The sequence below is a fragment of the Streptomyces africanus genome (assembly GCF_002150735.1).
GTDB classification, from domain to species: domain Bacteria; phylum Actinomycetota; class Actinomycetes; order Streptomycetales; family Streptomycetaceae; genus Streptomyces; species Streptomyces africanus.
Map to the genome: position 1 here is coordinate 1 of NZ_MUKA01000318.1, position 14,254 is coordinate 14,254.

The window sequence follows — 14,254 nt, forward strand, 5'->3', positions numbered from 1 at the left end:
GGACGAGGGGGGTGGGGGGTGGGCACTGAGATGGTTCCTTCCCACGCGCATGTGGCACACAGAAGTCCTGTCGCCGAAAAAGGAGCCCGGTTGGTGCGTACCTTTTTTGACGGGCGCGGGAGGTGCGAATTCACCAGCGGCGAATCGGACCCGGTCTGTAAATCGCGTGCGACACTCGGCCATTCCCCCCGCACGTGTGTTTCACTCTTGCACAACCCCCACACGACCAACAAGGCGCCGGTGCAACATCAGCCCATTGACAGAAAGTCAGAAACGGGAACAAACATACTCCGCTCGCACCGGTTTTCGACATTTCAGATCTGCCAGGACCGCAGCCGGTCCGCCGCGCCGTAGACATCGGTCGTGCCGGACATCAGGTCGCGGGCGAGGTCGACGAGGGCACCGTAGGGCGGGTCGATGCCGACGCCGCTGACGAACATGTACGCCACGGCCGTCGCACATGCGAAGCGGGCGTTGGCCGACGGGAGCGGCCGCAGCAGGGTGATGGTGTGCAGCAGCGCGGCGGCCCGCCAGGCCGGGTCGGAGTTCACGCCGAGGCGGGGCGGGTCGACACGGTGCCGGGCGACCGCGGCCACCAACGCGGAGAAGTCATTGATGGTGGGCTGGTCCGGCAGGACCTCTTCGTGGCGCTGGAGCAGCCAGGGCACGTCGATATGGAGGACGGGTGCCATCGGTCAGGCAGCCCGCCCCTCGCCCTTGGCGGGCGGTTCGTCGTCCGGGAAGGCGGCGGCGAACTCGTCGGCGTGGGTCGCGAAGAACCTGCGGAAGGCCTCCGCACCCTCCTGGAGCGCCCGGTGGCGGGCTATGTCGGCGGCGGCCGCCTCCCGCACGAGCGCCTTCATGGACGTACCGCGCTCCTTGGCGATCTGCCGCAGGTCCTCAAGCTCGCGGTCGCTGAACTCCACGTTGAGAGCTGGCATGCCTCCACGGTACCGCTGGTGGTACTGACTCGTAAATACACCCAGGTCAGACGGCTGGACCGACGGTACCGAAGACAGTGCGTCCCTGGTCATCCGCTGAGATCTGCGTCACATCACGCCGGGCGATGTCACATTCCGGGCCCCGCGCGGCTCACAGGAGTGAGCGCGTCTCTGGGAGGACCACGCATGACCGAGATCCCCGTACCCGGCACCGCCGCCCCGCTCGACGAGGCGACCGGGGTGTTCGTCGACCACCGCGAGCTGCTGTTCGGCGTCGTCTACAACATGCTGGGCAGCGTCGCCGACACCGAGGACGTCCTGCAGGAGACATGGCTGTCCTGGACGGCCCGCGGCGGAGGCGCTCCCCTGGCCGGCGTCGACAATCCCCGGGCCTATCTCGTCCGGGTGGCGGTCAACCACGCGCTGCGGCGCCGCGCCGTGATCAGCCGCAGGCAGGAGACGTACGTGGGCTCCTGGCTGCCCGAGCCGCTGGTCGCCGGCGAGGGCGCCGACACCGCCGACGGCCCGGCCCTGCGCTCCGAGTCGGTGTCGCTGGCGATGCTGGTGGTCCTGGAGTCGCTGACCCCGCTGGAGCGGGCCGTGTTCGTCCTGGGCGAGGTGTTCGGCTATCCGCACGCCGAGATCGCCGGGATCATCGACCGCTCCCCCGCCGCCGTACGGCAGTTGGCGCACCGGGCCCGGGAGCATGTGAACGCGCGGCGGCCCCGGTACGAGGCGCATCCGCGGGTGCGGCGGGAGGCGACCGAGCGGTTCGTGCGGGCGGCGCTCGGCGGGGACATCGCCGAGCTGATGGAGGTCCTCGCGCCGGACGTCACGGCGTGGACGGACGCCGGCGGCAAGCGCAGGCCGGCGAGTCTGCGCCCGGTGCACGGCCGGGACAAGGTGGCCCGCCTGCTCACCTCCGGGCGGGGCGGCCCGAGCAACCCCGTGTTCCGCTACCGGCGCGTCAACGGCGACGACGCGGCGGTGCTGTTCGACGGCGACGCGCCCTACGCCGTCCTGGTCCTGGACCTCACCCCGGAGGGCGACCGGGTGTGCGGGATCTACGTCGTCGCCAACCCGGACAAGCTCGCCCACCTGCCCAGGGAGGCGGCATGAGCACAGCCGGGCATCCCGGGAGGGGCGAGCGCCTCGCCGACTGGTTCGACGGCCGGCTCGGCATCCACACGCTCGGCCGGAAGTACCTGCGCAAGGTGTTCCCCGACCACTGGTCCTTCCTGCTCGGCGAGATCTGCCTGTACAGCTTCGCCGTACTGGTCCTCACCGGCGTGTATCTGACGCTGTTCTTCCATCCGTCGATGAACGAGGTGACGTACCAGGGGAGTTACGCACCACTGAACGGCGTGCGCATGTCCGGGGCGTACGCCTCGACGCTGGACATCAGCTTCGACGTGCGCGGCGGGCTGCTGATCCGGCAGCTGCACCACTGGGCGGCGCTGGTCTTCGTCGCCGGGATGCTGACGCACATGATGCGGCACTTCTTCACCGGCTCCTTCCGCAAGCCGCGTGAGGTCAACTGGCTGTTCGGCTGGCTGCTGCTCTTCCTCGGCCTGTTCGAGGGCCTGTTCGGCTACTCGCTGCCGGACGACCTGCTGTCGGGCACGGGCCTGAGGTTCGTGCACGGGGCGCTGCTGTCGGTGCCGATCGTGGGGACGTACCTGGCGATGTTCCTGTTCGGCGGCGAGTTCCCCGGCGACGACATCGTGGCCCGCTTCTACTCACTGCACGTCCTGCTGATCCCCGGGGTGATGGCGGCGCTGATCGTCGTCCACGTGCTGCTGGTCGTCTACCACAAGCACACCCAGTTCGCGGGCCCCGGGCGTACCGAGCGCAATGTCGTGGGCGCGCCCTTCATGCCGGTGTACCTGGCGAAGGCGGGCGGCTTCTTCTTCCTGGTGTTCGGAGTGCTCGCGCTGATGGCGGCGGTGGCGACGATCAACCCGGTGTGGTCGTACGGGCCCTACCGTGCCGACCAGGTGTCCACGGGCGCCCAGCCCGACTGGTACCTCGGCTTCGCCGAGGGGCTGGTGCGGATCATGCCCGGCTGGGAGATCACGCTGTGGGGGCACACGCTGGTGCTGGGCGTGTTCATCCCGATCGTGGTGTTCCCGCTGCTGCTGCTCTTCATCGGCGTCTACCCGTTCCTGGAGGCCAGGTTCACCGGCGACCGGCACGAGCACCACCTGCTGGACCGGCCGCGCAACCGGCCGGTCCGCACGGGGATCGGGGCGGCCTGGATCAGCCTCTACCTGGTGCTGCTGGCGGGCGGCGGCAACGACATCGTGGCGACCCGCCTCCACCTGTCGATCAACACGGTGACCTGGGCGGTGCGGATCGCGATGTTCGCCGTCCCGGCGGCCGTCTTCGTCGTCACCCGGCGGATCTGTCTGGGGCTGCAACTGCGCGACCGGGAGCTGGTGCTGCACGGCCGGGAGACCGGCGTGATCAAGCGGCTGCCGCACGGCGCGTACGTCGAGGTCCACGAGCCGCTCGACCGGGCACGGCTGCACACCCTGACCGCCCACGAGCGGCCGGGGGAACTCGTGCTCAGGAATGGGCGCGGCAGAACTCCCGGACAGTCCGGTTGAACGGCTCCGGGGCCTCGATGTTGCTGAGGTGCCCGGTGCCGGGCAGCACGACCAGGGTGGCCTCGGGGATCGCCTCCAGGAGGGGACGGGCCACGAGGTCCACCGGCGAGCGTGCGTCGAGCTCGCCCCACAGCAGCAGGGTCGGCACCGTGATCCCGGGCAGCAGGTCGCGCTGGTCGGCCTCGGCCATGACGGTGAGCTCCGTCCGCATGCTCCGGGGCCGGGTGTCGGCGGACATCACGGACAGCAGACGGACGGCTTCCGCCGGTGGCCGCCCGGCGAACAGGCCGGGCACGGTCGGCGCGAACTCCTCGGCGGGGACCGCCAGCATCCGCTCCGCCCCCTCGACCCGCTTTCGCAACTCCGCCGCGGGCAGCGAACCCTTCCAGCCCGCGTAGGTGTCGACGAGGAGCAGCGTCCGGACGAGCCCGGCGTGGTGCCGGTAGAGCTCCAGCACCACGGTCCCGCCCCACGACAGGCCGAGGACATGCGCCGGGCCGAGGTCCACGTCCTCGATGACGGCCGCAAGGCAGCGGGCGTAGCCGGCCAGCGTGAAGGACGGCGGTACGTCGGAGGAGCGGCCGGCACCCGGTTCGTCCCAGGCGACGACGGTGAACTCGTCGGCCAGGTCCGCGATCTGCGGGCGGAACAGGCGGGCGTCGGTCGTGGCACCGTGCGCGAGCACCAGGGGCGGGCCCTGGCCCACCCGGTCGTAGGCGACCTCGATGCCGTCTACTCGCACCGCGTGCATGACACCAGGCTACGCGCGGGTGCCGGAGGCGTCCTGTCGGCGGACTCCCCCGGCACCCGGCGTGCTCGGGCCGCCTCCTACCCTTGGTCCGCCGCGAAGGCGGCCATGCGGGTCAGGGCGGCGTTCCAGTTGATCGTGTGCTCGTTGGTCGACCAGGACTGGATGTCGTCGATGTAGCAGAACTGACCGACGCAGCCCTGGAGTTTGCTCTGTGCGTAGGGGTCCTGGATGCCCGAGTTCGGCCCGCCGGCGAGGGTGCCCTTCGGCGGGTTCGGCAGGTTCGGGTCGAGCTGGCGGGCGTACCAGCGGCTGTGCTGGTTCTGGGCGCTGACCTCGCCGTAGCCGGTGACGTAGGAGATGTTCAGCGCGTTGCGGCCCAGGATGTAGTCCATGCTCTGGAGCGCGCCGTCGCGGTACTTCGAGGCGCCGGTGATGTCGTACGCGGTGGCGAGGACGACGGCGTTGTTGAGGACCTGGTGGCTGGAGCCCCAGTCGTACTTGTTGCCGTCCGGGGCGTACGGCATGCCGTAGGGCTGCGCCTTCAGCGTGGCCAGGTAGCGGTCGGCGGCCTTGACGACGGACTGGCGGACCTTGTCCCGGCCGGGCAGCCGGTTCGGCACCGTGGCGAGGTCGAGCCGTCCGGCCGCGCCCGTGCGGGCCCAGTCGAAGCCGATGGGGCCGAAGATGTCGGCCGTGTGGACCGGCGACTTCAGGAGGTACTCCTGGAACCGCTTCTCGCCCGTGGTGAGGTACAGCTCGGCCGCCGCCCAGTAGAAGTCGTCGGTGACGTCGGTGTCGGCGTAGGCGCCGCCGCCGACGCCGTCGCTGTCGGAGGCGTAGCGGTCGGGGTGGGCGAGCGCCGCCGACCAGGCCTTGCGGGCGGCCTCCAGCGTCCGGGTGGCGAACGCCTGGTCGTAGGGCCGGTAGAGGCGGGCCGCCTGGGCGGCCGTGGCGGCGAGGTTCAGGGTGGCCGCGGTGGACGGCGGGTGCAGTTCGCGTTTCTGCGGATCGTCGCTGGGCAGCAGCGGCAGTCCGGTCCACTGCTCGTCGTGCATCTTGTGGTGGGCCATGCCGGCCAGCGGCTTGCCGTCGGGCACCTGCATCCTGAGCAGGAACTCCAGCTCCCAGCGGGCCTCGTCGAGGATGTCGGGGACCTTGTTGCCGCTCTCGGGGAGGGCGAGCGTGCCGTCGCCGAGCGCCCGGGGGTCGCCGGTGCGGGCGTGCAGCGCGCGTTCGTGGGTGCTCAGCACCTCCCAGGTGGAGATGCCGCCGTTGACGACGTACTTGCCGTGGTCACCCGCGTCGTACCAGCCGCCGCTGACGTCCAGGCTGTAGTCGCAGACGCCGGGCTGGCACGGGACGTCGGTGTCGCCCTTGTTGGGGGCCACGCCCACGTGCCCGGCCGGGCGGCCGTAGCCGGGGCGGAGGTCCTCGCGGATCGCGATGCCGCTGCGCTGGGTGTAGTAGTACTTCGCCGAGTCCAGCCGGAGCCGCTCGTAGGCGCTCGCGTCGATGTCGAAGGGGCGGCTGGTCTCGCCGTCGGCGACGAGCGTCAGGCCCGTGCCCTTCTTGCGGTACGCACCGAAGTCGATCGAGTGGACGTTCTGCCCGGAGGAGGCGTCGACACCACGCGGCACGGTCGTGCCCCGGGCGACCACCGTCCCACCGGAGTTCTTCAGCTCCCAGGGCAGCTTCGCCGTGGCGTCGGTGACCAGGGTGGCGTTCTTCGGCCCGGCGGGCAGATAGGCGACCTGGTTGACGCGGACCCGGGGCCCGGTGTCGGGCTCGTACGGCTCCGGCGTCACCCCGCCGAGCAGGGAGACGTCGTCCAGGCAGAAGCGCCAGGGCTCCGCGCTGCCGCCGAGCTGGAAGCCGACCTGGCCCTGGGTGGTGTCGGCCGGTGCGGTGAACGTGTAGGAGTAGGTGTCGCCGGAGACGCTGAGCTGCGGTGTCACCTCGTGGTAGGTGTCGTAGGGCGACACCGACAGGCCCACGATCGCCCGCACGACGTGCCCGGCGGGCGTGCCGGTCGCGCTGAAGGAGAAGCGGTACGACTCCCCCTTCACGAGGGTGATGTCGTTCTGCCCGACGGCGGCGTCCCAGCGGTTGGTGGTGCCGCCGGGGACGTCGGCGCAGAGCCGGCCGTCGGACACCCCCGCGGTCACGTTGCTGGTGGCCCACCACGGGTCCATGGTCGTGTCGAAGGTGCCGTTCCTGACCTGCTCGACCTCCTCGGCCCCGGCCGGTGCGGAGGGCAGCGCGGTGAGCGCGGTCGCCAGCAGGGCCGTCAGGGACAACAGGGCGGTTCTGCGTCGTTTCACGTCCGTGCTCCTCTGGAGAGGTGCGGGTGACGCTCGGCGTGGGAGCGCTCCCAGATGTGGATGCACGCCATGGTTGTGGCTGATGTGACGCCTCGTCAACGGTCCGGACAGGACTGGCCGTTCGCCGCCCGTCCGGACCGTCCGACCCGAGGGCTCAGGCGGCCGGGGTCTCCAGCCGGCTGATGCGCAGGGCGCCCCGGGCCTCGTCGGGGTGGCGGCTCGTCATCGCGAGCCGGATCCGGGAGCCGCGGACGGTCTTGAAGGTGATCACGGTCGAGGCGTCGGAGGCGGTGGCCCAGTCGATGGCCGCGTCCTCCACGGCCCGCCACGCCCGGCCGTCCCACACCGCCACCTCGATCGCCGCGGGCAGGCTGTGCGTGGCGTCCACGGTGAAGGAGACGTCCACCCGGTCGTAGCCGCGGGTGCGTCCGTGGTCGACCGTGACCCAGTCCTCGGTGCGGGCGCCGTCGAAGGCGGGCAGCAGGGCCGTGGCCTGCTTGAAGAAGCCGTTGGACCAGCCGGTGGCCGGGTCGCCGTCGAGCATGGCGGCGGGCAGGGTGTCCGGGCGGCCGGAGTAACTGGCGTCCGCGTGCGGGTGGTCGACGGGCGCCGGGTGCTCCGGCGCGAAAGCGGTCGGGGTGGTCGCGGCCCGGTCCGCCGCCCGGGTGGCGCGTACCGTCGTCGTGCCGGTGCGCAGGCCGTCCGCGCGGGCCGTCACCTTCACTGTGCCCGTCTTCGTGCCGGAGCGGACGATGGCGAGGGCCTTGCCGTGGAAGGCGGTGCGGGTGCTCGCCTGGTAGCGCTCGGCGCTCTCCTGGCGGCCGTTGTCGAGCCCGGCGAGGGAGCCGCCCGCCACCTCGAAGGAGAGCAGGTGCTCCGCGTCGGGCACCACCACACCGCGCCGGTCGACCACCTCGGCGGTCACGAAGACCAGTGAACGCCCGTCGGCGGCGAGGGAGTCGCGGTCCGGCGTCAGGCGGATCGCGTGCGGGGCTCCGGCGGTGCGCAGCACGTCGGTGGCGACCGCCTTGCCGTCCCGTCGCGCGACCGCCTTCAGCTCGCCCGGCGCATAGGGCACCTTCCAGGTCAGGTGGAGCTTGCCGGCGCTGCCGTTCGGGCTGGTGTAACTGCCGGGATGGGGGCCGTCGGTGAAGGTCTTGTCGTCGCCGGTCGCCTCGGTCGTCTCCAGGTACGTGCGGCCGTCGACGGTCTTCTTGGTGTCGAACCGCCGTACGCCCAGGGACTTTCCGTTGAGGAACAGCTCGACGGTGTCGACGTTGGCGTACGCCCAGACCTCGACCGTGTCGCCCTCGGCGTGGTTCCAGGTCATCGGCAGCAGGTGGACCATCGGCTTCTCGGTCCACTGGCTCCGGAACAGGTAGTACATGTCCTTGGGGAAGCCCGCGGTGTCGACGGCCCCGAAGAAGGACGCCTTGACCGGGAAGACGTCGTACGGCGTGGGCTCGCCGATGTAGTCGATGCCCGACCACAGGAACTGCCCGGCGAACCACTTGCGGTCCCGGTCCTTCTTGTGGCCGTACTCGCCGCTCATGGTCCAGGAGGCGAGGTTGTTGTCGTAGGAGGAGGTCCCGCGCCTTCCGGGCGTGTGGTTCTCGCCGGTGTTGAGGTGTTCGGGCTCCTGGTACTCGCCCCGCGTCGAGGTCTCCGACGACGACTCGGACTCGAAGAGGAAGAGGTGCGGGTAGGCCGCGTGCAGCTGGTCCACCGACTTCGCGGTGTTGTAGTTGAGGCCGAGGCCGTCGAGCTTGGCCAGCATCAGGTCGGCCGCGGAGCCCTTGGCGGGGAGGCGGCGGTACTTGTCGGAGCCGATGACCAGCGGGCGGGTGTCGTCCGCGGCCCTGATCGCGGCGATGATCCGGTCGGCCATGGCGAGGCCGGCGGTGGAGGTGGAGTCGGGGACCTCGTTGCCGATGGACCACATCAGGACGGCGGGCGAGTTGCGGGCCGCCCGCACCATCTCGGTGGCGTCCTTCTCGCACCACTCGTCGAAGAACCGGCCGTAGTCGTACCGGTTCTTTCCGGTGCGCCAGCAGTCGAACGCCTCCACCAGCATGATGATCCCCAGCTCCTCGCAGACCTGGATCACCTCGGGCGCGGGCGGGTTGTGGGACGTGCGCAGGGCGTTGACGCCCATGGAGCGCATGATCTCCAGCTGGCGGCGGACGGCGTCGAGGCTGACCGCGGCGCCGAGCGCGCCCAGGTCGTGGTGGAGGTCGACGCCCTTGATCTTGTGGTGGGTGCCGTTGAGGAAGAAGCCCTCGTCCGGGTCGAAGCGGAAGGTGCGGATGCCGAAGACCGTGCGGTAGGTGTCGGTGGTCCTGCCGCCGACGCGCAGCTCGGTGTGGAGGGTGTAGCGGTGCGGGGCCGCGATGTCCCACAGCTCGGGGCGACGGACGGTGAGCTCGTGGGTCTCGGTCCGCTCGTCGGCGACGGCGGCGGTGGAGGAGGTACGGGCGACCGTCCGGCCCTTCGGGTCGACGATCCGGGAGACGACCTCGACGTCGGCGCCCGCGCCCGACGCGTTGACGACCGATGTCTCGACCCGGACGACGGCCCGTTCGGCGGAGATCTCGGGCGTGGTGACGCGGGTGCCCCAGCGGGCCACGTGCACCGGCTCGGTGATCACCAGGCGGGCCTCGCGGTAGATGCCGCTGCCCGAGTACCAGCGGCTGCTGGGGAGCTGGTTCTGGACCTTGACCGCGAGCACGTTCTTCGTGGTGCCGTCGGTGTGCACCAGGTCGGTCAGGTCGAAGGCGAAGCCGGTGTAGCCGTAGGGGTGGCGGCCGGCCTCCTTTCCGTTGCAGTGGACGGAGGAGTCCATGTAGACGCCGTCGAACTCCACCGAGATCCGCTTGCCGGCGAGGGCGGGCGGCAGCGTGAAGGCGAGGCGGTACCAGCCGAGGCCGCCGGGGAGGAAGCCGGTGCCGCTGGTGGTGCCGTGGTCGGTGGTGGGGGTCTGCTCGATGCTCCAGTCGTGCGGGACCGCGACCTCACGCCACCCCGAGTCGTCGTAGCCGGGCCGGGCGGCGTCGGCGTAGGCGCCGGTCGGGTCGGTGATCCCGCCCGGGTTGACCAGCGCGAAGCGCCAGCCGTCGCGCAGCGCGACGGTGCGGCGGCCGGACGCGCCACGCGCCACGTCGGCGGCCCATGCCTCCGGGGCGCCCAGCAGTGTTCCGGCCGCGGGCGCGGCGGCGGAGGCGAGCAGGACCGATCTGCGCGTGACCGACATGGCGACTCTCCCTCATCAGGGCCCAGAAGTACTCACAACTGATCGCGAACAAACAGATTCTGTCGAGGTGTCACACAGGGCCGTCAAGGGTGCGGCAGCGTCGTTCTGCCCCAGGTGTCACATCGGCCGGAATCGTGCCTTGACTGTGCGCGGCCGGGCGAGGCAGGGGTTACCGGGCCACGTCGGGCGCCCACGGTCTAGTCTGGAACTCAAGCGACCTCCCTGATCACTGTGAGTGTCCGTATGGAGTGGCGACGATGAGCCCGGACGAGCCGTTCGACGATGGCGTGGCCGCCCGTGTCGTCATCGCCGCCGACGGCACGCTCACCGAGTGGAGCGAGGGCGCCCACCGTCTGCTGGGCCACACGGCCGCCGAGGTCCTGGGCCGCCCGGCGACCGAGCTGCTGGCCGACGGAGCGGCGCCGCCGCCCGTGCCGGCCGACTCCCGCTGGAACGGGATGATCACACTGCGTCACCGCGACGGGCACCCCGTCTCCGCGTGGGTGCTCGCCCACCGCAGACCGCCGGACGGCCCGGAAGCGACCGAGTGGCTCGCGGTCTCGCCTCCTCATGCCCCCGGCCCGGAGCTGCCGGACGACCCGCTGGTGCGGGCCGCCCTGACGCAGTCGCCCTGCGCCACGATGATCTTCGACGAGCGGCTGCGGCTGCGCGGCGTGAACGACGCCATGGCGGACCTCCTCGGGCTGCCCGCCGAGCGGCTTCGGGGCCTGCGGCCCACCGACGTCGGCAGCCGGCCGCAGAACGCGGAGCTGGAGGAGAATCTGCGCCGCGTGCTGAGCACTGGCCTGCGGCAGGACATGCAGACGTACATGAAGGCCAGCGGCGAGAGCCGGAGTGCGCACGCCTGGCTGGCCCGGCTCGCACCGCTCACCGACGAGGCGGGCCGGGTGCGGGGCGTGTGCGTGACGGCCCACGACTTCAGCGACCAGTACCGGTCACGGGAGCGGCTCCAGCTGGTCAACGAGGCGAGCGTACGCATCGGCACCACCCTCGACGTCACCCGTACGGCCCAGGAGCTGGCGGACGTGTGCGTCCCGGCGCTCGCCGACTTCGTCAGCGTCGACCTGCTCGACGTACGCGAGCACGGCGGCGAGTCCGCCGGGCCGCCGACCCCGCCGGCTCCACCGGTGAGCCTGCGCCGGGCCGCCCACCAGTCGGTCAATTCGGGCAGCCCCGAGGCCGTGGCCAAGCCCGGGCAGGTGGACGTCTATCCGGAGAACTCCCCGCAGGCCGCCTCGCTCATCGCGGGGCGCACGGTCGTGGCGTCCGGAGCGGACGGCGGCGACCTCGAGAAGTGGCTGGCCTGGGACCCGGTCCGGTTCCGGCGGATCCGCGAGTACGGCATCCACTCGACGATGTCCGTGCCGCTCCAGGCGAGGGGCTCGACCCTCGGGGTGGCGGTCTTCACCCGCTTCCGGCGGCCCGAGCCCTTCACCGACGACGACGTGCTGCTGGCCGAGGAGGTCACGGCTCGCGCCGCCGTCTGCATCGACAACGCCCGCCGCTACTCCCGCGAGCGCGAGACGACGCTCACGCTGCAACGCAGTCTGCTGCCGAAGACGCTGCCGCGCACGGCCGCCGTGGAGGCGGCCTCCCGCTATCTGCCCGCCACCCGCTCCGGCGTGGGCGGCGACTGGTTCGACGTGATCCCGCTGTCCGGGATGCGCGTCGCGATGGTCGTCGGCGACGTCGTCGGGCACGGCATCCAGGCCTCGGCCACCATGGGCCGGCTGCGCACCGCCGTCCGCACCCTCGCCGACATCGACCTGGCCCCCGACGAGCTGCTCACCCATCTCGACGACCTGGTCGTCCGGCTGTCCCAGGAGTCCGGCGTCGACGCCGGCACCGGGGAGGTGGGCGCGACCTGCCTGTACGCGGTGTACGACCCCGTGTCACGGCGCTGCACCCTGGCCCGGGCCGGGCACCCGCAGCCGCTGCTGGTGCCGCCGGACGGCCCGGCCCGGCAGCTCGACCTGCCCTCCGGTCCCCCGCTCGGCGTCGGGGGGCTGCCGTTCGAGAGCGCCGAGGTGGAGCTGCGGGAGGGCAGCGTCCTGGCGTTCCACACGGACGGGCTGCTCGCGAGCCGCGAGCGGGACCTCGACACCGGTCACCGGATGCTCCGCGAGGCGTTGTCGGCTCCCTCCGACTCCCTGGACGAGATCTGCGACCGCGTGCTGCACGCCCTGCTCCCGCCGACCGGCTCCGCCGACGACGTGGCCCTGCTGCTGGCGAGCACCCGGGGCCTGCCGTCCTCCCAGGTGGCGACCTGGGACATCCCCGCCGACCCGGCACTGGTGGCCCCCATCCGCAAACAGGTCGTCGACCAGCTCGACCGCTGGGGGCTGACCGAGGCCACGTTCACCGGGGAACTGGTGGTGAGCGAGCTGGTCACCAACGCCATCCGCTACGGCGCCCAGCCCATCCGGCTGCGACTGATCCACGACGCGTCCACGCTGATCTGCGAAGTGTCCGACACCAACCACACGGCGCCCCACCTGCGCCGCGCCAAGACCTGGGACGAGGGGGGCCGCGGTCTGCTCCTGGTCGCCCAGCTCACCCAGCGCTGGGGCAGCAGGCACACCGCCGAGGGCAAGACGATCTGGGCGGAGCTGGCCCTGCTCGACGAGCTGTGAACGGACGCGGTTTCCCCCTTGCCGCGGCGGACACCCGCGAGGCATGGCCACAACGTCTCAGTCCGTACGCCGGGCGGCCTTACTCGCGAGCGCGCTCGCGGCTCTCGGCTCGCTGACCGCCTGCGGCGGCACCGAGCACCGTGCGCAGACCGCCGCACAGCAGGTGCCCGCCGCCGACACCCACACCCGCTGCCACACCTCCGGGCTGCGTGCCTCGGTCGGCCGGATGGATCCGGGGGCCGGGCAGCGCAACTTCCCGGTCGTGCTGACCAACGTCTCCTCGCGCACCTGCACCCTGCACGGCTATCCGGGTGCCGCGTTCGTGGACGCGTCCGGCCGGCAGCTGGGCCCCGACCCGAAGCGCACACCCGAGAAGCCGGCGACCGTGACCCTGGCGCCGGGCCGGAGTGCCTGGGCGGGGCTGCGGTACGCCGACCCCGAGGTCAGCGGCGCCCACGCCGCCACTCCGGCGGCGCTGCTGGTGACTCCGCCGGACGAGCGGAAACCGCTGAAGGTGCGGTGGACGACCGGTGAGGTGCCGGTCGGCGGAAACGCGTCCTCGGTGTTCCTGACGGCGTTCGAGCCGGGCAGCGGGCCGTGAGACCGACCAGGACCTCGTAGGTTTCTTACCAACACCTGGTTTCATGGGCGGGCACGCTGTGATCACGCCCCGGAGGACTCCGCCCTGAACACCCCGCTCGCCGAAGTCCTGTCCGTGGCGTTGCTGACCGCCGTGCTCGTGTGGGCCGTACTCCGTCCGCGAGGGCTGTCCGAGGCCGTGCTGGCGGTTCCGGCCGCCGGGCTCGCGGTCGCCGTCGGAGCGATCTCACCGGACCACGCGTGGGAGGAGATCCAGCGGCTGGGACCCGTGGTCGGCTTCCTCGCGGCCGTGCTGGTGCTCGCGCACTTCTGTGACGTCGAGGGACTGTTCACGGCGTGCGGGGCGTGGATGGCCCGCTGGGCGGCGGGGCGTCCCGCGCGGCTGCTGACCGCGGTGTTCGCGCTGGCCTCCGTCATCACGGCCGTGCTCAGTCTGGACGCCACCGTCGTCCTGCTGACACCGGTGGTGCTCGCCACCGCCACCCGGATGGGCGTCCGGGCCCGGCCGCACCTCTACGCGTGCGCCCATCTGTCGAACACCGCCTCGCTGCTGCTGCCGGTCTCCAACCTGACCAACCTGCTGGCCTTCACGGCGAGCGGGCTGAGCTTCACCCGGTTCGCCGCCCTGATGGCGCTGCCCTGGCTGGTGGCGATCGGCGCGGAGTACCTGGTGTTCCGGCGCTTCTTCGACGAGGAGCTGACCGCCCCGCTCCCCTCGCCCGACCCCGCGCGGCCCCCCGAGCTGCCCCTGTTCGCCCTGGTCACCGTGGCCTGCACGCTGGCCGGGTTCGTCGTGGCCTCCGCCCTCGGGATCGCGCCGGCCTGGGCGGCCCTGGCCGGTGCGCTCGTGCTGGCCGGACGGGCGCTGCTGCGGCGACGGGCCACCCCGCTGACCGTGGTGCGGTCCACGGCCCCGGCGTTCCTGGCGTTCGTGCTCGCCCTCGGCGTCGTCGTACGGGCGGTCGTCGACCACGGGCTCGCCGGCGCGCTCCACCGGGTGCTGCCCGACGGCTCGGGCCTGCTCACACTGCTGGGCGTGGCCGCGCTGGCCGCCGTCCTGGCGAACATCGTCAACAACCTGCCCGCGGTCAGCGGGAGCAGCACCAGGACCGCGGGCAGGTTGTTGAC

The 14,254-nt window shown here is 71.9% G+C and carries 10 protein-coding genes; 5 read left to right on the forward strand and 5 right to left on the reverse strand.

Annotation, left to right across the window (positions count from 1 at the left end):
• Positions 1 to 314 precede the first annotated feature (314 nt).
• Both CCL05_RS33055 and CCL05_RS33060 read right to left on the reverse strand, forming a co-directional pair.
• Entirely contained in the window at positions 315 to 692 is a 378-nt protein-coding gene (locus CCL05_RS33055) for a hypothetical protein (protein WP_029181218.1), read from the reverse strand.
• A 3-nt stretch (positions 693 to 695) separates the two neighbouring features.
• Positions 696 to 941, reverse strand: a complete 246-nt coding sequence (locus CCL05_RS33060) for a hypothetical protein (RefSeq protein ID WP_030845137.1) — start codon at positions 939 to 941, stop codon at positions 696 to 698.
• A gap of 186 nt (positions 942 to 1,127) precedes the next feature.
• On the opposite strand from CCL05_RS33060, the gene CCL05_RS33065 reads away from it, so the two are divergent.
• Both CCL05_RS33065 and qcrB read left to right on the forward strand, forming a co-directional pair.
• Positions 1,128 to 2,060 carry a sigma-70 family RNA polymerase sigma factor gene (locus tag CCL05_RS33065; RefSeq protein WP_086564340.1) on the forward strand — a complete coding sequence of 311 codons (933 nt, stop codon included), beginning with the start codon at positions 1,128 to 1,130 and terminating at the stop codon, positions 2,058 to 2,060.
• On the forward strand, positions 2,057 to 3,550 hold the full coding sequence (qcrB, locus tag CCL05_RS33070) for a cytochrome bc1 complex cytochrome b subunit (protein ID WP_086564341.1): 1,494 nt from the start codon (positions 2,057 to 2,059) through the stop codon (positions 3,548 to 3,550). Before CCL05_RS33065 ends, qcrB begins: the two co-directional genes overlap by 4 nt.
• Here qcrB and CCL05_RS33075 read toward each other — a convergent pair.
• The 3 genes from CCL05_RS33075 to CCL05_RS33085 all read right to left on the reverse strand — a co-directional run bounded on the left by CCL05_RS33075 (position 3,510) and on the right by CCL05_RS33085 (position 9,872).
• Positions 3,510 to 4,301: an alpha/beta fold hydrolase gene (locus CCL05_RS33075; RefSeq protein ID WP_086564342.1), complete on the reverse strand. Its 792-nt coding sequence runs from the start codon at positions 4,299 to 4,301 to the stop codon at positions 3,510 to 3,512. The genes qcrB and CCL05_RS33075 overlap by 41 nt on opposite strands.
• 77 nt (positions 4,302 to 4,378) lie before the next feature.
• A complete protein-coding gene (locus tag CCL05_RS33080) occupies positions 4,379 to 6,622 on the reverse strand; it encodes a glycoside hydrolase family 9 protein (protein ID WP_086564343.1) in 2,244 nt (747 codons plus the stop codon).
• 154 nt (positions 6,623 to 6,776) lie between these two features.
• Positions 6,777 to 9,872, reverse strand: a complete 3,096-nt coding sequence (locus CCL05_RS33085) for a glycoside hydrolase family 2 TIM barrel-domain containing protein (protein WP_086564344.1) — start codon at positions 9,870 to 9,872, stop codon at positions 6,777 to 6,779.
• Positions 9,873 to 10,129: 257 nt separating this feature from the next.
• Here CCL05_RS33085 and CCL05_RS33090 point away from each other — a divergent pair, with 257 nt between their 5' ends.
• The 3 genes from CCL05_RS33090 to CCL05_RS33100 all read left to right on the forward strand — a co-directional run.
• Positions 10,130 to 12,526: a SpoIIE family protein phosphatase gene (locus CCL05_RS33090; RefSeq protein WP_086564345.1), complete on the forward strand. Its 2,397-nt coding sequence runs from the start codon at positions 10,130 to 10,132 to the stop codon at positions 12,524 to 12,526.
• A gap of 43 nt (positions 12,527 to 12,569) precedes the next feature.
• The gene (locus CCL05_RS33095; protein ID WP_086564346.1) at positions 12,570 to 13,127 is read left to right on the forward strand and encodes a DUF4232 domain-containing protein; all 558 of its coding nucleotides are present in this window, start codon (positions 12,570 to 12,572) and stop codon (positions 13,125 to 13,127) included.
• A gap of 114 nt (positions 13,128 to 13,241) precedes the next feature.
• Positions 13,242 to 14,254: SLC13 family permease (locus CCL05_RS33100; protein WP_244204486.1), on the forward strand; the 1,013-nt coding region annotated here is incomplete at its 3' end.